This window comes from Nocardia sp. NPDC052112, from assembly GCF_040680135.1.
Lineage (GTDB): Bacteria > Actinomycetota > Actinomycetes > Mycobacteriales > Mycobacteriaceae > Nocardia.
Genome location: NZ_JBFAWD010000006.1, coordinates 309,867 through 329,813, shown reverse-complemented (window position 1 = coordinate 329,813; position 19,947 = coordinate 309,867). Strand labels below are relative to the sequence as shown.

The 19,947-nt window shown below is 65.8% G+C and carries 16 protein-coding genes; 10 read left to right on the top strand and 6 right to left on the bottom strand.

Features of this window, described 5'->3' with window-relative positions:
• Positions 1 to 56: 56 nt before the first annotated feature.
• On the bottom strand, positions 57 to 1,010 hold the full coding sequence (locus tag AB0L58_RS14215) for a helix-turn-helix domain-containing protein (protein ID WP_364386373.1): 954 nt from the start codon (positions 1,008 to 1,010) through the stop codon (positions 57 to 59).
• Between AB0L58_RS14215 and AB0L58_RS14210 the strand changes: the two genes are divergently transcribed.
• Positions 1,009 to 2,313 (top strand): MFS transporter, encoded by a 1,305-nt coding sequence (locus tag AB0L58_RS14210; RefSeq protein WP_364386371.1) that lies wholly within the window; start codon positions 1,009 to 1,011, stop codon positions 2,311 to 2,313. The genes AB0L58_RS14215 and AB0L58_RS14210 overlap by 2 nt on opposite strands.
• 54 nt (positions 2,314 to 2,367) lie before the next feature.
• Here the strand turns inward: AB0L58_RS14210 and AB0L58_RS14205 are convergent, their stop codons facing one another.
• A complete protein-coding gene (locus AB0L58_RS14205; RefSeq protein ID WP_364386369.1) occupies positions 2,368 to 2,796 on the bottom strand; it encodes an SRPBCC family protein in 429 nt (142 codons plus the stop codon).
• 108 nt (positions 2,797 to 2,904) lie between these two features.
• On the opposite strand from AB0L58_RS14205, the gene AB0L58_RS14200 reads away from it, so the two are divergent.
• Both AB0L58_RS14200 and AB0L58_RS14195 read left to right on the top strand, forming a co-directional pair.
• On the top strand, positions 2,905 to 3,666 hold the full coding sequence (locus AB0L58_RS14200) for an alpha/beta hydrolase (protein ID WP_364386367.1): 762 nt from the start codon (positions 2,905 to 2,907) through the stop codon (positions 3,664 to 3,666).
• 62 nt (positions 3,667 to 3,728) lie between these two features.
• A complete protein-coding gene (locus AB0L58_RS14195) occupies positions 3,729 to 4,895 on the top strand; it encodes a serine hydrolase domain-containing protein (RefSeq protein WP_364386365.1) in 1,167 nt (388 codons plus the stop codon).
• A 22-nt stretch (positions 4,896 to 4,917) separates the two neighbouring features.
• Here AB0L58_RS14195 and AB0L58_RS14190 read toward each other — a convergent pair whose 3' ends face one another.
• The gene (locus tag AB0L58_RS14190; RefSeq protein ID WP_364386683.1) at positions 4,918 to 8,193 is read right to left on the bottom strand and encodes a carboxyl transferase domain-containing protein; all 3,276 of its coding nucleotides are present in this window, start codon (positions 8,191 to 8,193) and stop codon (positions 4,918 to 4,920) included.
• Positions 8,194 to 8,242: 49 nt separating this feature from the next.
• Here AB0L58_RS14190 and AB0L58_RS14185 point away from each other — a divergent pair, with 49 nt between their 5' ends.
• The 3 genes from AB0L58_RS14185 (at position 8,243) to AB0L58_RS14175 (ending at position 10,533) form a co-directional block, all read left to right on the top strand.
• Entirely contained in the window at positions 8,243 to 8,854 is a 612-nt protein-coding gene (locus AB0L58_RS14185) for a helix-turn-helix domain-containing protein (protein ID WP_364386363.1), read from the top strand.
• Between the two features lie 318 nt (positions 8,855 to 9,172).
• On the top strand, positions 9,173 to 9,298 hold the full coding sequence (locus tag AB0L58_RS14180; protein ID WP_364386709.1) for a hypothetical protein: 126 nt from the start codon (positions 9,173 to 9,175) through the stop codon (positions 9,296 to 9,298).
• A gap of 203 nt (positions 9,299 to 9,501) precedes the next feature.
• The gene (locus tag AB0L58_RS14175; protein ID WP_364386361.1) at positions 9,502 to 10,533 is read left to right on the top strand and encodes a zinc-dependent alcohol dehydrogenase family protein; all 1,032 of its coding nucleotides are present in this window, start codon (positions 9,502 to 9,504) and stop codon (positions 10,531 to 10,533) included.
• 31 nt (positions 10,534 to 10,564) lie between these two features.
• Here the strand turns inward: AB0L58_RS14175 and AB0L58_RS14170 are convergent, their stop codons facing one another.
• Together AB0L58_RS14170 and AB0L58_RS14165 are read right to left on the bottom strand one after the other, a co-directional pair.
• Positions 10,565 to 12,082, bottom strand: a complete 1,518-nt coding sequence (locus tag AB0L58_RS14170; RefSeq protein ID WP_364386359.1) for an NAD(P)/FAD-dependent oxidoreductase — start codon at positions 12,080 to 12,082, stop codon at positions 10,565 to 10,567.
• Positions 12,083 to 12,200: 118 nt separating this feature from the next.
• Positions 12,201 to 12,365 (bottom strand): hypothetical protein, encoded by a 165-nt coding sequence (locus AB0L58_RS14165; protein ID WP_364386357.1) that lies wholly within the window; start codon positions 12,363 to 12,365, stop codon positions 12,201 to 12,203.
• Between the two features lie 230 nt (positions 12,366 to 12,595).
• Between AB0L58_RS14165 and AB0L58_RS14160 the strand changes: the two genes are divergently transcribed.
• The 4 genes from AB0L58_RS14160 to AB0L58_RS14145 all read left to right on the top strand — a co-directional run bounded on the left by AB0L58_RS14160 (position 12,596) and on the right by AB0L58_RS14145 (position 17,762).
• Entirely contained in the window at positions 12,596 to 14,020 is a 1,425-nt protein-coding gene (locus AB0L58_RS14160; protein WP_364386355.1) for an amino acid permease, read from the top strand.
• A 140-nt stretch (positions 14,021 to 14,160) separates the two neighbouring features.
• Entirely contained in the window at positions 14,161 to 14,574 is a 414-nt protein-coding gene (locus AB0L58_RS14155) for an SgcJ/EcaC family oxidoreductase (RefSeq protein WP_364386353.1), read from the top strand.
• A gap of 108 nt (positions 14,575 to 14,682) precedes the next feature.
• Positions 14,683 to 15,723, top strand: coding sequence for a crotonase/enoyl-CoA hydratase family protein (locus AB0L58_RS14150; RefSeq protein ID WP_364386351.1), 1,041 nt, complete (start codon positions 14,683 to 14,685; stop codon positions 15,721 to 15,723).
• A 914-nt stretch (positions 15,724 to 16,637) separates the two neighbouring features.
• Positions 16,638 to 17,762 (top strand): BTAD domain-containing putative transcriptional regulator, encoded by a 1,125-nt coding sequence (locus AB0L58_RS14145; protein ID WP_364386349.1) that lies wholly within the window; start codon positions 16,638 to 16,640, stop codon positions 17,760 to 17,762.
• On the opposite strand, the gene AB0L58_RS14140 is transcribed toward AB0L58_RS14145, so the two are convergent.
• A complete protein-coding gene (locus tag AB0L58_RS14140) occupies positions 17,759 to 19,846 on the bottom strand; it encodes a serine/threonine-protein kinase (RefSeq protein ID WP_364386347.1) in 2,088 nt (695 codons plus the stop codon). The genes AB0L58_RS14145 and AB0L58_RS14140 overlap by 4 nt on opposite strands.
• Positions 19,847 to 19,947: the final 101 nt, after the last annotated feature.

Here is a 19,947-nt window from a genome sequence, read left to right as displayed (position 1 = left end):
CTCTGTTGCGGGAAGGACGTCGTCGACGTGTGACGGCGACGTCGGTAGTTGGTCCTTCATGGGGTGGCGGTGCTGAATGTTCTGCGGTAGGCGTCCGGGGTCGTGCCCATGCTGTCGCGAAAGTGGCGTCGCAGGGCGGCTGCCGTGCCGAAGCCGCAGGCGGCAGCGATGCGCTCCACTGGGATGTCGGTGGTTTCGAGTAGTTGTTGCGCCCGTCGGACGCGTTGGGCATTGAGCCATTCCAGTGGTTTGGCGCCGGTGCGTCCGACGAAGTGCCGGTGCAGTGTCCGCACGCTGACGCTTGCCTGCCGGGCGAGCTGCTCGACAGTGAGTGGTTCGTCGAGGTGCGTGAGCGCCCAGCTCATCGTGTCGCTGAAGGCGTCGTTGCTTGTCGGTATCGGCGCGGGGTCGACGTACTGTCGCTGATGCCCTTCCCGGTGCGGGGGTGCGACGAGGCGGCGAGCGATCTGGTTGGCGATGTGCGCGCCGTAGTCTTTGCGCACAATGTGCAGGCACAGGTCGGTGCCGGCGGATTTCCCCGCGGATGTCAGAACGTCGCCGTGGTCGATATACAGCGGGTCCGAGTCGACGATCACCTGTGGGTAGCGCATGGCCAGGGTGGGGGCGTGGAGCCAGTGTGTCGCCGCACGGCGTCCGTCCAGTAGCCCCGCTGCGGCCAGGACGAACGCTCCGGTGCAGACGGAAGCGATACGCGCGCCATTGCGGGCTGCTGACTTGATTGCGTGCACGAGGTCCGGTGGGGGCGTGAGCACGGTGTCGTGGCAGGCCGGGACGATGACGGTATCGGCCGTGATCAGGTCGTCGTAGGTGTGTGGTGTCGCGGCGATGAACCATTGATCCACGTGTGCCTGTCGCGGGCCGCAGACTTTCAGCGTGTACCAATCCGAGCCGGTCAGGTCGGACCGGTCGGTGCCGAAGACGGCACACGGAGCTGCCAGTTCGAAGATCGGCACACCTTCGCTCAGCGCGAGGGCCACGACATGAGACATGACCGAAATTGTACTGATGGTGTCAGATCGGTCACTGTTCTTTCGGGTCCGGTCGACGAACGCTGGTGGGGTGATCGAACAAGAAGTCGCACCCAGCAGCGGATTGGTGCAGTCAGCTACAGCATCCTGGATTCGGCCGGCAGTCGCCGTTGCGGCGATCGGCTGGGGCGCGAATCAGTTCGCCCCGATGATCGTTCTGTACCAACGGCACGGTGTCTCGGCATCGGCTACCGAGGCCATGTTCGGGTTGTACGCCGTCGGGCTCGTCCCCGCGCTTCTTGTCGGAGGCCGATGGTCGGACCGGGTCGGTCGTAAGGCTGTTGTCGCGACCGCGCTGGTGCTCTCGATGCTGGCATCGATGATGTTGCTGGTGGGCTCGGTATGGCATGGATTGCTCTGTCCGGGGCGCTTCCTCGCCGGCATCAGTAGCGGATTGGCGTTCGGTACCGGTGCGGCCTGGATCCGGGAGTTATCCGCCGGGCACGCGCATCCGCACGCCGGTCCCCGCCGGGCGACGATAGCGATGACTGTCGGCTTCGGAGGCGGCCCGCTGATCGCCGGAATGCTCGCGCAATGGGCGGCGCGACCGCAGGTCTGGCCGTATGTGCCGCATCTGATCCTGTGTGCCGTGGCGCTTGTCGTGCTCGCCCGTTTCGATGCTTCGCCCGCCGGCCCACCGTCGCAGAACATCGCGCCTCGTCCCGTCACCCGTGGCACGGATGAGTCCCTCACCCGCCACCTGTTGTTGATCACGGCTCCTTTCGCGCCATGGGTTTTCGGCACCGCCGGCATCGCGCTGGCCTACCTGCCCGCGACCGTTGCCGATCGCGCTGGTTCGCAACAGTTGACGTTCGCGGCCGTTGCGACCGCCCTGCCCGCGCTCGCCGGAGTCCTGGTACAGCCTTTGGTGTCGCGGGCGACTGACCGCCCCGCAGCGGGGCTTCTCATGCCAGCCATGGTTGCGGCAGTAGCCGGGCTGATCGTCGCGACATGGGCCGCGGCGATGTCGGCCGTGTGGGCTGTACTCGTCGCCGTAATCGTGCTGGGTGCCGCATACGGCCTCACCCAGTTCGCCGGCCTGGCCGACATCCAATACGTCGCCCGCCCAGCGCAACTCGGCGCAGCGACGTCGACGTACCAGGCTTTGAGCTATCTAGGGTTCGCTCTGCCGTATCTCCTGACGATCTCGCACAGCCGCGGATTGTCACCCGCGCAAGGATTGTCGGCCGTCACGGCCCTCGCCGTGCTGGCCACCGCGTGGCTGACGCTGACTACTCGAATCGGAAAGCCGACGCAGGGATGAGTGATGTGATCACCACTCAGGCACTGGTTTTGGAATCGGAGTAGGGCCGAGATGCTATGCCTCGAGCAGCCGTCGAAGGACATCGAGATTGGCGGCTACCGCCGACTTGACTTGCGCCGCGACGACGGGGCTCGCGAGTCGCACGGGACCGTTGAGTTCGAGTTCGACTGCGTTTCGCAGCAAGGTGCCGCCGCCGACGGGCTCCAAATAGTAGGACACCGTAGCGGGGAACGGCCCCAACTGGCCACGGATCTGCAATTGATGTGTGGGTTCGAATTCGGTGACCTCGAACGTCTCCACGGCTGGTTGGGGAATCGATCGAGTCTGTCGATAGGTCGACCCCACCTCGACCGGGCCCGGGGAGGTTTTGCGGGTCTCGGTGATGGCGTAGTTCCAGCGGGGAATGTTCTCGAACTGCGCAAGGTATGCGAAGACTTCGCCGATCGGGCGGTTGATGGCGAGTGCGTTCTCGAAGGTGGTCATGCCTTTCCGAAGTGTGGGGGAAGTGCGCATATTCCGGTGACAGCCCCGTTCGACGGTGTGATCCATATTACATATTACACGACATGTATGTCGTGTAATCTATCCCGTATGACGAACACAACGAAGAACACAACCCTGGTATTCATCCCCTGCCTGTCCGGTGCGCCGTGGGACATCAGCAAGTTCGACTCGCTGAGCGAGCGACCCATGCGCTTGCTGAAGCTGCCCGAGGCCGTCGACAACATGGAGGCTTACGCAGACTTCGTCGCCGACGCCGTCGCCGACCTCGACGACTACGTACTGATCGGAGACTCCTTCGGCGCTCAGATCGGGCTCGCGTTGGCGGTTCGCCGGCCCAAAGGCCTTCGCGGACTGGTGATGTCGGGTGGATTCGCCGCCAACCCCGTCACTTCCCCGTTCTGGAATACCGCGATGCGCACTATGGGCAAGATGCGCGGTGCGGCATATCAGCACATCGTCCTGCGCGCCCACGCGCACCGCCTCGCCTCACCGTTCGACGGCGAAGGACAGGTCCCCTGGAGCGAGGCCGAAAGCCGCCGCGTGTTCCACGAGAACACCCCCGCAGAGTCCTATGGTGCCCGCATCACCGCCACCCTGGCGGCCTACTACGTCGACAAACTCGACCGCATCACCGTCCCGACCCTGATCCTGACCCCCGAACACGACGTCATCGTCGGTGACGCGCCCGCCAAAGTCATGCGCGACGGCATCCCCGATGCCACCGAGGTCGTACTGGAACGCACCGGTCACATGTTCCGCTTTTCCCACCCAGGCACCTACTCCACCGCTATAGCGAAGTTCCTGGCCGACCGCATCGACCACCGAAAGGTCGTCGGCGCTGCCCGCTGATGGCGCACGTTCGTCGTGGCGCGCACCGCGGGCCGGACGCGATGCGTGACATGCTGGGGCACATGGTGATCGATGGAGTTGTCGCGTCCGGGTTCGAGGCGGTCCGGGAGGTGTTCGCGGCGAATTTCGCCGAGCAGAGGGATGTCGGTGCGGCGGTGACGGTGTACCGGAATGGGCAGCCGGTGGTGGATTTGTGGGGTGGACTGGCTGATCCGGAGGGTGCGCGGCCGTGGGAGCGTGACACGGTGCAACTGGTCTACTCGGCGACCAAGGGCGTCACCGCGACCGTCGCGCATCTGCTCGCCCAGCGTGGTGAGCTCGACCTCGACGCGCCGGTCGCGCGGTACTGGCCGGAATTCGCGGCGGCGGGCAAGAGCGATATCCCGGTGCGCTGGTTGTTGACCCATCAGGCGGGGCTGGCGGCGCTGGACAAGCCGGTGCCGTTGACGGATGCGCTGGCCTGGGGACCGATGGTGGATGCGCTCGCCGCGCAGACGCCGAACTGGCCGCCCGGCACCGCGCACGGATACCACGGGCGCACGTTCGCCTGGCTCGTCGGGGAGGTGATCCGGCGGGCGACGGGGCGCACGGTCGGACGGATTCTGGCCGAGGATATCGCCGGACCGCTCGGTGTCGACTTCTTCATCGGTTTGCCCGAATCCGAACGGCACCGCGTCAGCCGACTCGTATTCGCGCCCAAGGTCGATCTGGCGTCGATACCGGACGAGTCGATCCCGGCGGAGTTCCGGCCGATGGTTATCGCGATGCGTGATCCGGAGGCGCTGGTCAACCGTGCCTTCGCCGTCACCGATCCGGCCGATATCGATTTCAACGATCCGGCGGTGCATGCCGCGGAGATCCCGTCCAGCAATGGCATCGGCACCGCACGGGGCCTCGCCCGGCTTTACGCGGCCACCATCGGCGAGGTCGACGGCACCCGCCTGTTGGCCCCCGAAACCCTCGCTGCCGCGACCCGCGAGCAGGCCTCGGGCCTCGATCGTGTCGTCATGCTGCCCGACCGCTACTCGACCGGATACATGCTCCCCACCGAAGGTTTCGCACTCGGCGGCCCCAACTCTTTCGGTCATCCCGGCCGCGGCGGCTCCCTCGCCTTCGCCGATCCGGACACCGGCATCGCCTTCGCCTACGTCACCAACTACATCATCGAAGGCGCCCTGGACCTGCGTGCCCGCAATCTCGTCGATTCGGTGATCGACGCCATCGCCTAGGCATCGACGCGCGCCGCGTGGTTCAGCGCAGGGTGCGGATCCACCGTCGGGTGTCGGCGGGGTCGATGACGTCGTCGAGTTCCAGGACGGTGGCCGCGGTCAGGGCCTTGCCGTTGGCGTAGGCGAGCTGGACGAGGTTGTCGAAGGCTTCCTGGCGCTTATCGGGATCTTCGATGGCCGCAAGCTCCTTGGCGAAGCCGAGGCGGACCGCACCTTCCAGGCCCATACCGCCGATTTCGCCGGTCGGCCAGGCGATTACGAAGCGTGGCGCGCGGAAGGAGCCCGCGGCCATGGCCTGTGCGCCGAGGCCGTATCCCTTGCGGATGATGACGGTGCCCAGCGCGACGGTGAGCGCGGCGGAGTCGATGAAGAGCCTGCTGAATTTGGTGACGGTAGCTTCCTGCTCCGCCTCCGGTCCGACCATGAAACCCGGTGTGTCGCACAGGGATACGATCGGCAGGCCGTGGCCATCGCAGAGTCGCAGGAAGGCGCTGAGCTTGTCGGCGGCCGGGGCGTCGATCGCGCCGCCGAGGTGGTGGCAGTCGTTGGCGATGAGGCCGAAGGGGCGGCCTTCGACGCGAATGAGTGCGGTGACCACGCCGACGCCCCAGTCGCGGCGCAATTCCAGGACCGAGTCGACATCGGCCACCGCCGCGACGACCTCGCGGATATCGAAGGCGCGCAGCCGATTCTCCGGCACCACATGTCGGGCGATGCGCGGATCCGGTGCCGTCCAGTCTCGCAGCGGCCCTTGGAAATACGAGAGATAGCGGCGGGCCGCGGTGACCGCCTCGGCCTCGTCGGCGGCGAGGATGTGCACGACTCCGTTGCGCCGTTGGACGTCGATGGGGCCGATGTCCTCGGGTGCGTAGACCCCGAGTCCGCCGCCCTCGATCATTGCCGGTCCGCCCATGCCGATATTGGCGTCGGGGGTCGCGATGACCACATCGCACATGCCGAGCAGTGCCGCATTGCCCGCGAAGCAGCGTCCGGAGACGATGCCCACCAACGGGACTCGCCCCGACAGCGCGCCCATCGCGCGGAAGGTGGTCACATCCAGTCCGGAGATGCCCGAGTAGTCGGTATCGCCTGGTCGCCCACCACCGCCCTCGGTGAAGAACACGACGGGTAGGCGCTGTTCGTGTGCGAGTTCGAGCATGCGATCGGTTTTGGCGTGATTGCGCATGCCCTGGGTGCCGGCCAGCACGGTGTAGTCGTAGGACAGCACCAGTGCGCGTGCGGCTTCCGCGCCGAATCGGTCCGCGTTGATGGTGGCGATGCCGCCGATCAGGCCGTCCGCGGGGGTGTTGGCGATCAGATCCTCGGGGCTGCGGCGCAATCGCTGTGCGGCGACGGCGAGTGCGCCGTATTCGAGGAAGCTGTCGTCGTCCACGAGGTCGGCGATGTTCTCCCTGGCCGTGCGGCGGCCCAGCTTATGCCTTTTCGCGACGGCGGCCGGGCGGCCCGCATCGAGCCCGATAGTATGCCGCTCGCGCACCTCCGCCAGGTCGGCACGCACCGTGTCCAGGTCGATCTCCTCGATATCGGCGGCCGCAACGTCATGGTCGGCCGCCACCCAGGTCAGCAGCAACGCATGCGGATCGACCGTCGCACCCGGTGCCACCAGATGACGCGATACCCGCAGCGGCTGATCGGCCCGCAGCACGTGCTGCATCTTCATTGCCTCGAGCACAACGACTTCCGCACCGGTTGGCACAATGCTGCCCGGCTCCGCCAAGCTCACGACGGTTCCGCCCATCGGCGAGCGCATACCCTGCTCATCGTCTTCGAGCGCAATCTCGGGATCACCACTCACCGTCGGATCCGCGATCTCGCGGTGTCGATGCTCGGCGAGCACATGCGCCGGATCCGCTGTGTCTTGCGCGCGCTGGGCCACAGCAGGCGCATAATCGTCCGCCCGACCGAGAAGTTCGCTGACGCTCTCCTCGAACCAGGAAGTGAAAACACTGACTTCATCGGCGAGTTGATCCAACGCCGCACGCAGCAGACTCGTATTGGTATCGACACCGCCGATCACCGTTTCCGCCAACGCATCCGAACACCGCCGCACCGCCGCCGAAAACGTCGGCCCCCGCGCGATAACCTTCGCCAGCAGCGCATCGAAGTGTGCCCCCTGCCGCATCCCCGTGAATGCTGCGGTATCCACCCGAAGTCCCACGCCGGTCGGCGCGGCGAACTCCGTCAACACACCCGTGCTCGGCAGCATCTCCCCACCCGCCGTGACCATCTCGGCATTGACGCGCGCCTGCACCGCAAACCCCCGCAGCCCGCCGGAGACATTCGCACGATCATCGCGGCCCGGCGCAAAATCGACGAGACCGAGATCGTGCAGAGCGGCGCCGCGCGCGAGGTCGAATTGGGCTGCCACGAGGTCCACGCCGGTTACCGCCTCGGTGACGGTGTGTTCGACCTGAAGGCGTGGGTTGACCTCGAGGAACCAGGCATCGGCGGCGGTGACCAGGAATTCGACGGTGATGACGCCGCGGCAGGAGACCGATTCGGCTATGCGGACGGCGTCGCGGTGCAGGCGGTCCCGCAGGGCGGCAGGAAGATTCGGGGCCGGGGCGATTTCGATGAGTTTCTGGTGGCGGCGTTGGATGCTGCAGTCGCGGTCGCCGAGGGTGATGGCTCGGCGTCCGTCCGCGACTACCTGAACCTCGATATGTCGTGCGTCGGCGGCCAGCGCTTCGGCGTACACGGTGTCGTCGCCGAAACCGGCGCGGGCTTCGGCTCGGCAGCGGTCGAGCGATTCGGCGAGTTCGTCGGCGATGTGGACCGCACGCATACCGCGTCCGCCGCCACCGGCCGCCGCCTTGAGCATCACACCGGTCGGGTGGTCGGCGAAGAATGCGGAAATTTCCGGCAGATCCGCGCCGACGGAAGTCGCGGGCAGCACCGGAACTCCCGCCTGCTGTGCGGCGTCGCGTGCCGAGAGTTTGTTGCCGAAGATGCGTAGCACCTCGGGCGAAGGCCCGACGAATACCAGACCGGCGGATGCGCATGCCGCCGCGAAATCGGCGCTCTCGCTGAGGAATCCGTAGCCGGGATGCACGAGTGCCTCGGTACCGGCGCTTTCGGCCGCGGCGACCACGGCGGTGATGTCGAGGTAGGCAGCTGCACCGCTGCCCGGCAGTTGGATCGCATTGTCGGCCAGGCGTACCGGCAGTGTCGCCGCCTCTTCGCCGGTATGGAGCGCGAGGGTCGAATAATTCCGCTCGCGGGCCGTCCGGATCACCCGGACCGCCACCTCACCCCTGTTCGCCACCACCACATGCATGCCGCCAGTCTGCTTTGACATTGACGTCAATGTCAACGACGATGGGAGCATGACACAGGCGGGCTGGTCGGTGCGTGCGGCGCGGGAACGATCCCATACCAACCGCCACCGCGCGCTGCTCGATGCAGCGGCCGCAGTCTTCGCCGAACGTGGCTACGACAAGACCACCGTCGCTGATATCACCGCCGCCGCAGGCGTTTCCCGCGCGACGATGTACGTCTACTTCGCCTCCAAGGACGAAATCTTCCTTGCCCTCGCCGCCCGGGTCCGCGACGATTTCCTCGCCGCCCAGGAACCCGATATCGATACCGACGATCCCCGTGTGATGCTGGCCGCCACCATCGACGCCTTCGCCGCCGCGGTCGGCAATGCCGGATCCATGCTGCGTCTCATCGACGAACGCGGAGCCGTCGACGACCGAGTCGCCGTCCTCGCACAGGAAATCGCCGAACGCCCCATCCGCCGCTTCACCCGCTATCTCGAACGCCTGCACACCGCGGGCCGCATCTCCCCCACCGTCCCGCCGCGAATCATCGCCGAAACCATCGGCTACGCCCTCACCCGCGGCACCCTCACCCGCACCGACGCCACCCCACGCGTCCGCACCGCGTACCTGGCACACATGCAGACGGTTGCCGAAACCCTTTTATCCCCAACCTGATTCACCTGGGTCGCGGATGTGCCCTGTGATCGATTCATCCGCCGCGCCGAATTCGCGACTCTCACGGCCGGCCCGAACGGCAGACGCCGACCCGCGCGAAAACAACGCTGGCACGCCGTCCGCAACCTGCTCGATCAGGGTGTCGGGCTGCTCGACTGCGCCCGTCGGCTCGGCCTGGCCCTCAACACGGTCAAGCGTGACGCCCGTGCCGTCCCAGCACACCCGCCGATACGACCTCGACCCGTCCACGCATTATGGACAAACGCCCAGCGATACTGTCGGGATCGGCCGTTTTCGAACGAGTTGAGGAGTCACACCGTGTCGACTGATCCCTCGGCAGAGGTCACCGAATATGACCCGCTGCAATCCGACGACGAAGAGCCCGAAGACCCCGAACAGGCGCCCGCAGCAGAGGGGCTGAAGGCGAAATTCGGCGACAGGTAACGACAGTCGTCTCCCGCCCCGAGACCTCGGGCGAGGAATGCGGCTCACCACAAACGCAGAACATCTGCACATGCTTCGTTACGCGCGTTCCCACGCCGGATCGCTCGAAGGCTTGCTTGTGATTCTCACCGGCATCGTCCCTGTCCAGAACGCCCCCGGGATTCGCGGGCGCTGAGAGTCGAAGGTCGCTCATGCCACAATCCATGCGCGCGCTGGTAGCCGAGAGGGTTGGCGAGCCAACCGATGTCCTGCGGCTGGAATCTCGGCCTGTTCCCACGCCAGCAGCCGGTCAGGCGTTGGTCCGCGTGAAAGCGACGCCGATCCACGCCAGCGATCTGCACGTGTTGCGTGGCCGATACGGATTCTCCCCCGAGTTTCCCACTGTTGTGGGTCTGGAATGCGTGGGACGAATCGAGGCCCTTGGCCCGGATACCGAGGGGCTCGAGATCGGCCAGCGCGTAGTAACCGTCGGTGTTACCGGCACTTGGCAGGAATATCTTGTTGCCGATACCCGAAGGTTGCTGCCGGTTCCCGATCATCTCAGCGACTCCAGTGCCTGCCAACTCGCCGTAAACCCGTTGACCGCGCTGTTGCTGGTGACTCACGAACTCGGCGTGCAGCCCGGTGAATGGATGTTGCAGACGGCCGCGGGCTCCACCGTCGGCCGGCTCGTCATTCAACTGGCCAGGCATCTAGGTATTCGGACGATCAATGTCGTGCGGCGGCGCGATGCCGTCGAGGAGATCAAGACGCTCGGTGGTGACGAGGTCATTTGCACCGAGGACGAGGATCTCTTGCGGCGTGTGGCTGAGATAGCAGGACCGGTTGGCGTGCGCAAGGCCATCGACTGCGTCTCGGGTGACGTGGGTGCCCGGATATCCCAGGCACTGGCTCCCGGAGGAGAGGTCGTGGTTTACGGCGCACTCTCTACCCATCGCCGGGCTGACCCGGCAGCGCTGACGATTCCGCTGCTGGCACGCTCGATTATCTACGAGACCAAAGTGGTCCGTGGCTTCTGGCTGTACCGCTGGTTCAGCGCTGTCTCACCTCAGGATGCGCTGCGCGCGCTCTCCCAGGTTCGCGGTCTCGTCGCTGATGAAGTGCTGAGCATCCCCCCGGGCCAGCCGTTCCCACTCGAACATTTCGCTGAAGCCATCTCGCTCGCCGAAACACCCGCACATGGCGCCAAACCATTGTTCGTCTTCGAAGAGAGCCATGCCAAAGGCGACGGATAGCAGCGTCGGGCTCAGCGCATCCTGGATTAGTCTAGGCGATTCGCTTGCGCGCCTGGTCTTTCGGTTTGCGGCCGCCTCGGGCGGCATCTGCCGCGCCGTCGAAGGTGAGTACCCCGTCCTCCAGCGGTGCCTTGCGCAGCAGCACGCGGTCGCGGAAGTAGTTGTTGATGACCTGCCAGGGGCCACGGGCGCCCTGGCGGGGCATGACGCCGTCGCCACGTTGGATGTAGCCGGAGGTCAGGGCGCCGCCCATCAATGACTGATCGGAGCGGTCGGCGTCTTCGGCGATCGCGACCACCTTGGTGTAGCCGTGTGCCTTCATGTGGTTGAGGATGCGGCAGAAGTATTCGGCGGCCAGATCCGCCTTCAGCGTCCACGAGGCGTTCGTATAGCCGAGGACCAGCATCGCGTTGGGAATGCCGTCGAGCAGGGTGCCCTTGTAGACCACATGCTCGCGGGTCGATACCGGCTCCCCGTCCACCTCGAGCGTCGCGCCGCCGAGAATCTGCACGGTGAGACCGGTTGCGCTGATGACGATATCGGCGGGTAGCTCGGCCCCGGACGCGAGCCGAATGCCGGTTTTGGTGAAGCGGTCGATGTGATCGGTGACGATCGATGCCTTACCACTGCGCAGCGCCTTGAACAGGTCGCCGTTCGGGACGACGCACAGCCGCTGGTCCCACGGGTTGTACGACGGCGTGAAGTGCCGCATATCGATCTGCTTGCCGAGCTGCATCCGCACCGCGGCCAGCAGCAGCTTCTTCGACAACTCGGGATTGGTGCGCGAAAGCCGGAAGCTCGCCCGCTGCAATGCGATATTGCGCGCCCGACCCGTTCGATAGGCGAACTTTTCGGGCACCCGCGCGTACTTCATTCCGACCGCGACCGGGTCATCGGCGGGCAGCGCGGTGATGTAGGTGGGCGAGCGCTGCAGCATGGTGATGTGCGCGGTGTCGTCGGCCATGGCCGGAACCAGCGTGATCGCGGTCGCGCCGCTGCCGATCACCACGACGCGCTTGCCGCGGTAATCCAGCTCCTCCGGCCAGTGCTGCGGGTGCACGATCGGCCCGCGGAAGTCCGCCTCGCCCGGGAACTGCGGGCGGTATCCGTTGTCGTAGTCGTAGTAGCCGGTGCAGCCGACGAGGAAGTTGCTGGTGTAGATCTCGGTCTCGCCGGTCTGCTCGTCGAGCGCCTCGACGGTCCACAGTTCGGTCTCGCTCGACCAGCTGGCCTTTGTCATCTTGCGGCCGAACCGAATGTGCTCGGTGACGCCGTACTCCGCAGCGGTGTCCTCGATGTATCGGCGGATGTGCGGCCCGTCGGCGAGCACCTTGGTGCCGACCCACGGACGGAAGCCGAAGCCGAAGGTCAACATGTCGGAGTCGGAGCGGATGCCCGGATACCGGAACAGATCCCAGGTCCCGCCGACGGCGGTGCGGCGTTCCAGGATCGCATAGCTGCGCCCGGTCTGCTCGCGGGTGAGATGGCACGCCATCCCGATCCCGGACAGGCCCGCGCCGATGATCAGTACGTCGACATGCCGCGTCATTGAGGTATCCGTTCCGTCTAATCCGGCCGGGGCATCCTCGCCCGAGCGTCCCCCAAGATTACCTGTTATCTCCAGTAACGTCTAGCAGTCTCTGATTCGAGGGTGCATCGTCGGCAGATCACTCCAGGCCGCGCGGTCCGATGCTCGATTCGGTCTTCCAGGTCACGTCTTCGCCCGTGAGGAAGTCGAGGAACGAGGTGGGGTCGAACGCTTGTGCCGGTGTGCGGGCCCCGTGCGGTTGATGGCCGGCGGCAAGACGACGTGCGGCTTCGACAGCGATCACCCGTGATCAACGGCCGTGTTCGTACTTGCCCGGTGATTGCGGCGGGAGCTGGGTTGCGAGCGTTGCAATCGCGCACTCGACGCGTAGCTGCACGCTATGTAGTCGCGCCCACGGATTGCCTGCTGGTCGCTCGCGACCGCCCCGGCGTCGAGTGCGCGCGCTCACCCGACCACAATGGATAGCCGACTCCGCCGGTCGGTCGGAGCCAGAGCACGCAGTAAAGGGAGTACATGACCAGCCCACCCCGTTGGCGCCGCCGCCTGCCCGACTCCGCGACGCGCCCCGAGGCCGGGTCGCCGACCCTCAGGCGCAGCCTGGGCCGCATCGACCTGACCGCCATGGGTGTCGGCACGATCGTCGGGGCGGGCATCTTCGTCATCACCGGAGTGGCTGCCGCCGAGAAGGCCGGGCCGTCGATCGTGCTGTCGTTCCTGCTGGCCGGAACTGTCTGTGTGCTGGTCGCGCTCTGCTACAGCGAACTCGCGGCGATGGTGCCGGTCTCCGGCAGTGCCTATACCTACACCTACGCCACGCTCGGTGAGGGTCCGGCCTTCCTGGTCGGCTGGAATCTGCTGCTCGAATTCGTCATCGCGGGCGCGGCCGTGGCGATCGGTTGGTCCGGCAGCGTCGTCTCGGCGCTGGACACCATGTTCGGCCTCACCCTGCCTACCGCGATCACTGCGGGCCCGTCCGAGGGTGGCATCGTCAACCTGCCCGCCGTGCTCGTCATCGGTGTCATTGTCGCGGTACTCGTCGGCGAGGTGTCACTGACGGCCCGCATCACCAAGGCTCTGGTTGCGGTCACGATCGGTGTGCTGGTCCTGGTCGTCGCGATCGGTGCACCGCATATCGATATCGGCAACTGGACCCCGTTCGCACCGTTCGGGCTCGGCGGCATCATCGGCGGCGCGGCGATCGCGTTCTTCGCCTTCCTCGGATTCGACGTGGTCGCCGCATCGGCCGAGGAGGCGCGCCATCCCCGTCGCGATATCCCGTTCGCGATCATCGGCACGGTCCTCATCGCCACCCTGCTCTACGCACTCGTCAGCGCGGTACTCACCGGCATCGCACCGTTCGCCAGCCTGAACAATGCCTCGCCCATCGCGACCGCCTTCGGAAATCTGCGCATCGGCTGGATCGGCAATGTCATCGTGATCGCCTCGATCATCGCGCTCACCAAGGGACTGTTGCTGATCGTCTACGCGCAGGTGCGGCTGATGTTCGCGATGTGCCGCGACCGCCTGCTGCCGCGCGGCCTGGCCGAAACCAGTAAGCGCGCCACCCCGGTCCGGCTGACGCTGCTGCTCGGTGTCGTCTGTGCGACCATTGCCGGTCTGCTGCCGATCGATATCGTCGTGGAATTGGTGAATATCGGCGCGCTGTCGGCATTCGCCGTTGTATGTGTCGGAGTCCTGGTCCTGCGAAAGCTGGAACCGAATCGCGAACGGCCGTTCCGCACTCCATTGGTGCCACTGGTCCCGATTCTCGCGCTGATCGGCTGCGTACTGCTGGCAACCACCTTGGACGGCCTGACCTGGGTGCGCTTCGGGGTCTGGGTGGTCGTCGGCATTGCGGTCTACCTGGGCTACGGCCGCAAACGGTCATCCCTCGCCCAGCCGACCATAACTGACTCAACGGTTTCTGCCGATCGGTAACCGGCGCGAAATTCGCCATTGGGATCTTGCACGAATGCATTCCGAAATATTGCGTCCCCGTGGTGAATTCGGCACGCTCTCTGAGTAGGAGCCACGGCGCACACCCCTCGCTGCCGGGCCGGAGAGGACGACGACCCGATATGTCCGATGACGAGAAGCAGATCCGGATCCTGATCGAGCGGTGGGCGGCGGCGGTACATACCGGCGATCTAGCCGGTGTACTCACCGATCACGCCGACGATATCGTGATGTTCGATGTGCCCCCGCCGAATGAAGGCGTGCGCGGCATCGACGCCTATCGGGATGTCTGGCCCGGCTTCTTCGAATGGCAGGCATCGGGTGCCACATTCGACATCGTCTCGCTGGAGGTAGAAGCGGGTACAGACGTGGCATTCGCGCACGCGCTGCTGCTCTGCGGCACCGCGGAGGATTTCGCCCGCGATCCCGCCAAGCGCCTGCGAATCACCTTCGGCCTGCGCAAACAGTCCGGACGCTGGTCCGTGGTGCACGAACACCACTCCTTCCCCGACGACAGTCTGGTACCCGAGGTCTGAGCTCACCCGGTTCGCTACGGTGGCATCGAGCGCAACGATGCATCGACCACCGGTGGCGTGGTGGCACCGTTGCCGCGAATACGGCATCGAGTGCACCGGGAGTTCCACGTGAATCAGCCTGATAGCGATCCCTTTTCGAACCATCCGGGCACCCGCCCCGCGGCCTGGTACGAGAACTGGACGGAGGTATCCGATTCGCCGTGGCGGGATCGGCCCGAGCCCGCCGGCGAACGCGAGTACCGCACGCTCACCTATGAGCGCGATGGGCGTATCGCGCGCATTACCTTCAACCGCCCGGATAAGGGCAATACGATCACCCCGGACACTCCGGTCGATCTCGCGCATGCGGTCGAGCGGGCCGATCTGGATCCACGGGTGCACGTCATCCTCGTGTCAGGGCGCGGCAAGGGTTTCTGCGGGGGCTACGACCTGGATATGTTCGCCGAACAAGGCAGCCACGGTATCGACGGCGCGACAGATACCACCGGCACCGTGACCGATCCGGTGGTGCAGGCGGTCAATCACAATCCCCGCGGCACCTGGGATCCGATGATCGACTACGCCATGATGAGCCGGTTCAACCGCGGTTTCGCCAGCCTCATGAACGCGAATAAGCCGACCATCGCGAAATTGCACGGCTTCGCCATCGCGGGCGGCACCGACATCGCCCTCTATTCCGATCAGATCATCTGCGCCGACGACACCAAAATCGGCTACCCGCCCACCCGGGTATGGGGTATTCCGGCGGCGGGCATGTGGGCGCATCGCCTCGGCGATCAGCGCGCCAAACGGCTGCTGTTCACCGGCGACTGCATCAGCGGCAGGCAGGCCGAGGAGTGGGGGCTCGCGGTCGAATCGTGTCCGGCGGACGAACTCGACGAGCGCACCGAGACGTTGGTGGCACGCATCGCGCGCATGCCGGTCAATCAATTGATGATGGCCAAACTGGCGCTCAATTCGGCACTGCATGCGCAGGGTGTGACGAATTCCGCGATGATCAGCACGGTATTCGACGGGATCTCACGGCATACGCGCGAGGGCTACGCCTTCCAACTGCGTTCGGCCACCGTAGGTTTTCGCGAGGCTGTGCGCGAACGCGACGAACCATTCGGCGATTACAAGCGCGCCCAGTTCCGTTCCGAGGAATAACGCGCTCAGCGTGTGTAGCGGTGCTTGACCCCGATCGGGAAGTAGTCCGGATCGCCCGCGGGACGTAGTTCGACATGCGGCAGGTGACGTTCGGGCGGAACGTAATGCGCGTATTCGCTACCTCACCGGCCAGGACGAGTTTCACCGAGTAGCGCGACCACTCGACTCCCGCGCGCTGTCCGGTATCGATCACGTCCTCGAGAAACGGCGGATATCCCAGCAGCACCACCTGATCGACGCGCGCACCCAGCTCCGGGATGACCCGCAGGATCTCAGCCTTGTTATTGCGCGGCGCGACGATGGTCAACGGTAGTTTCGCCGCCAATGTCCGCAGGCACGAAAGCGTATACAGCCCGCCGACCCAGGTTCCCAGCGGGAAACACACCACCGCGAGGGTGCGCCTCGTCGCGGCGCCGAAGCCGTCGACGAGCACCTGCGCGAATCGGCGCGTCGAGGCCGCCTCGTCCGCGACGGTGCGCGGCCAGAAGGTCGGCGTCCCAGTCGATCCCGACGACACCGCGATCAGATCGCAGTTGGTGAGATCCCCGCCGGCAGCGCTCGGGTAGTGGATAACGGTGGTGGTAATTGGCTTTCGTTGTCAACGGCAGCTCGTGGAAGGCCGCAGCATCGGTGATCTTCTCCGGATCGATGCCGTGCGCGTCCAGAAATGCCCGGTATGCGGGCACGGTGGCCGCGGTGTTCGCCACCGTGTCGAGGATGTGTTGATTCGGATCGACGGACATCTGGCGACCCCTCTCTCCCCCGCTCGCCGCTTCAACGCTACCCATGTCGCATGCGCGACATGCGCGATCGACTGATACTTCTTGCAACGGCCCCGGCTGTCACCATCGAGATCGGAAACGACGGGGGCGTGGCGCTCGATAGGCAATTCGAGAACGGGAGGACTGGCGGGGATGTCGGATACGCGGGCGGGGTTCGGGATGCTCGGACCGGTGCTGTTGACGATCGATGGGGTGGCGCAACCGCTCGGTGGTGTCAAACAGCGCGCGGTATTGGCGTATCTCGTGATCAATGCGAATCGGCCGGTGTCGACGGAGTCGCTGGCGCAGGCCGTGTGGGAGGACAATCCACCGCCGGATATCCGGATCAGCCTGCACACCATCGTGTCGAATCTGCGAAAGCCGTTGCGCGATGCCGGACTCGACGCGCGCACCATCCTTTCGCGCGCCGGGACGGGATACCGGATCACGGTGCCCGCCGACAGCTGCGATGTCCAGCGGTTCCGTGCGCGCAAGGAATCCGGATTGCGGGCCATGGCCGCGGGCCGATTCTCGGTGGCCGCCGAGGTGCTCGCCAGCGCGCTCGCGCAGTGGCGTGGCACCGCGCTGGCCGATCTGCAGGGGCTCGGGTTCGCCGACGCCTTCGCCACGGCCCTGGACGACGAGCGGATCAGCGTCATCGAGGCCCGCGCCCAAGCCGAGATCGCGCAGGGCCGGGCCGACGGCGTCATTGCCGAGCTGGCCGAATTGGCCGATAAGTATCCGTTGCGCGAACCGCTGTGGGAGCAGCTGATCACCGCGCTCTACGTGAACGGTCGACAGAGCGACGCACTCGAGACGCTGCGCCGATTGCGGGTGACGCTCGCCGATGAACTCGGAATCGATCCGGTGGCCTCGATTCGCGAGCTCGAAGCCAAGATGCTGCGGCAGGAACCGCTCACACCACCCGCGGATGCCGTGGCGTCCGCACTGCGCGCCACCACCGTGGTCGACCTGATAGCGCCCGGATCCCAAACGTACCTACGGGATTCGACCGGGCAGACCTTTCCGATCACCGGCCCGTTCACCCGCATCGGCCGATTGCCCGATAACGACATCGTGCTCGACGACGGCAAGGTCAGCCGCCATCACGCCGTCATCGTCAGCAATGGGGTGACGTGCGTGCTGAAGGATCTGCTGTCCTCCAACGGTGTATTCGTCGGCGGAGTTCGGGTCATCGATGGCGCCGCGCTCACCGATGGTGTGACGGTCCGCATCGGCGATACCGAGTTCATCTTCGGTGTCATGCCGCCCAACTAGCGCACGTGCTTGTCGAACCAGTCCCGCAGTTGGGCTTCGGTTTTCGGTCCCGGAAGCGGATTTTCCGGTACCAGCGTGCAGAACTGGGCGATCAGGTGGGCGTCGTCGTGCACGGCCAGCAGGCAGGTCCGGGTGCCGATATCCGGATCGTTGTCCAGGAAACAGAAGAACCGGCCGAGCTCTTCGCTTCCACTGCGCCACACCTCGTCGTTGCCCCCGCCACCGCAGCTGTGTCCGCCGAGCACCCCGACATCGGCCCGGTACAGGGTCACCGCCGACTGGCTGTCCGGAAATCCATAGAACAGGGCCGCCGGATAGTCGGGCGGCGTACTGCACGCGATGGCGGCGTTCACCGTGCCGCCGGGCGGTGGTATGTGCCGACAGTTCCCCGGACCGAAGGCATTGCCGAGCCGGCCGAGGAGGCTGCGGTCCTCGGGCGTGAAATAGTCGGGGTCACGGGCGGCGTCGTTGGTCAGGAACTGGCTGGCGCTGAACTTGGCCAGGTAGTCGCGCAGGCGCTCATCCCCGGGTGACGGCCAGATGAAGAAGGCCAGCGCCAGCTGGCTCTCATCGGTCACCAGCAGGGACGGTTTCGGCGTGTCGGGCGAGTCTGCGCGGTTCGCGACGCATGCCTTGCGGCCGATCTCCTTGCCCTCGTAAATCACCGGTCCATCCGCACCGGCGGGGTCACCTGGGCAGTTCGTGGCATGGAACGTTCGGATGAGGAGGCTGTAATAGTCGCGCAGTGCGTCGAGGCTGCGGAAACGCATATATCGGACCGCGGACTCACTGGCCGCAGGGTGGTCCGGACAGAAGACGACCGCGACGGTGGTGGAAGTATCGGGTTGCTCATGCTGGCAGGTGGATCGTTTGCGGCCGGTCTGGGCGACGACATTCAGCAGATCGATGTCGGCACCGCGCAGTGCGGTGGCGTCGGCGACCGGGGTGCCCTTGCGATCGCCGAGCAAAGTCCAGGCTCCGAAACCGGCCCCGGCGGCGATCACGGCGGCCAGTGCCAGGACCAGCGCGGTCAGCACTCGGCGTCGGCGGCGCGGTTCCGCACCCGGTTTCCGCGTATCGCGTGTGTCGGCCTGCTCGATATCGGACCGCTTCGCATCAGGTTTCGCAGCAACGAACGCCGGCTCGTCACGAGTCGCGGTATCGCGTGAACCAACCTGTGCCGCTTCAGTTTTCGAGTTTCGTTCATCGGTCGCGGATACCGCCGTGTGTCCTTCGGTAACGGCGCCCGCGCTCGTCAGCGCCGCCTCCGCGGCGTGTGCGAGGTCACCCGCGGCCCCGTAACGTTCGCGCACGTTCTTGGCCATGCCCCGCTGGATGACGGTGTCGAGCGCGGGCGTCACATTCGGCCGGATCGTGCTCGGTCGCGGCACCGGCTCGAACAGATGCGCACTGATGATCTCGGCGTCGGTGGTGCCCCGATACGGCCGTGCGCCGGTCAGACATTCGTAGAGCACGCACGCCAGGGAGTAGACATCGACCGCGGGCGTGGTGTGCTCGGCCCGGAACCGTTCCGGCGCCATATAGCTGAACGAACCGATCACCGCACCATGGGTGGTCAGCCCGTGATCGGCATCCGAATGCGCGATACCGAAGTCGACCAGATAGGCGAAACCGTCCGGCGTGAGCAGAATATTGTCCGGTTTGACGTCGCGGTGGACCAGCCCTTCGGCATGTGCGGCATCCAATGCCGATGCGATCTGCCGGATCACCGCCACCGCCTGCGACGCCGCCATCGGCCCGTTTCGCAACACAGCGGGCAGGCTGGTGCCGTCCACCAGACGCATATCGATGTAGAGGTGACCGTCGATCTCGCCGTAATCGTGAATCGGGATGACATGCGGTTCGCGCAGTCGCGCGGCCGCATCGGCCTCGCGCTGGAACCGCTCGCGGTAGCCCTCGTCCAGCGCGAGCCTTTCCAAGAGCACCTTGATGGCGACACTGCGGCGCTTGCGCACGTCGTAGGCCTCGTAGACCTCGCCCATGCCCCCACGCCCGATCAGCCGATCCAACCGGTAGTGCCCGAAGATCGAGCCCACGGTCAGTGGCTGGCGCTGGCTCGTCATCTCGTCCTCCGCGATGCAGACCGGAGCCCTTCGCTCGTCGGTCAACTGTATGTTCGGCGACTGGTATTTCGCACCGCCTGCGGAAATGTTCCCTCTGATTG

Coding starts and splice junctions, on each gene's coding strand:
- AB0L58_RS14210 (WP_364386371.1), top strand. CDS start 1,009: ATGACCGAAATTGTACTGATGGTGTCAGATCGGTCACTGTTCTTTCGG.
- AB0L58_RS14215 (WP_364386373.1), bottom strand. CDS start 1,010: ATGTCTCATGTCGTGGCCCTCGCGCTGAGCGAAGGTGTGCCGATCTTC.
- AB0L58_RS14205 (WP_364386369.1), bottom strand. CDS start 2,796: ATGACCACCTTCGAGAACGCACTCGCCATCAACCGCCCGATCGGCGAA.
- AB0L58_RS14200 (WP_364386367.1), top strand. CDS start 2,905: ATGACGAACACAACGAAGAACACAACCCTGGTATTCATCCCCTGCCTG.
- AB0L58_RS14195 (WP_364386365.1), top strand. CDS start 3,729: ATGGTGATCGATGGAGTTGTCGCGTCCGGGTTCGAGGCGGTCCGGGAG.
- AB0L58_RS14190 (WP_364386683.1), bottom strand. CDS start 8,193: ATGCATGTGGTGGTGGCGAACAGGGGTGAGGTGGCGGTCCGGGTGATC.
- AB0L58_RS14185 (WP_364386363.1), top strand. CDS start 8,243: ATGACACAGGCGGGCTGGTCGGTGCGTGCGGCGCGGGAACGATCCCAT.
- AB0L58_RS14175 (WP_364386361.1), top strand. CDS start 9,502: ATGCGCGCGCTGGTAGCCGAGAGGGTTGGCGAGCCAACCGATGTCCTG.
- AB0L58_RS14170 (WP_364386359.1), bottom strand. CDS start 12,082: ATGACGCGGCATGTCGACGTACTGATCATCGGCGCGGGCCTGTCCGGG.
- AB0L58_RS14160 (WP_364386355.1), top strand. CDS start 12,596: ATGACCAGCCCACCCCGTTGGCGCCGCCGCCTGCCCGACTCCGCGACG.
- AB0L58_RS14155 (WP_364386353.1), top strand. CDS start 14,161: ATGTCCGATGACGAGAAGCAGATCCGGATCCTGATCGAGCGGTGGGCG.
- AB0L58_RS14145 (WP_364386349.1), top strand. CDS start 16,638: ATGTCGGATACGCGGGCGGGGTTCGGGATGCTCGGACCGGTGCTGTTG.
- AB0L58_RS14140 (WP_364386347.1), bottom strand. CDS start 19,846: ATGACGAGCCAGCGCCAGCCACTGACCGTGGGCTCGATCTTCGGGCAC.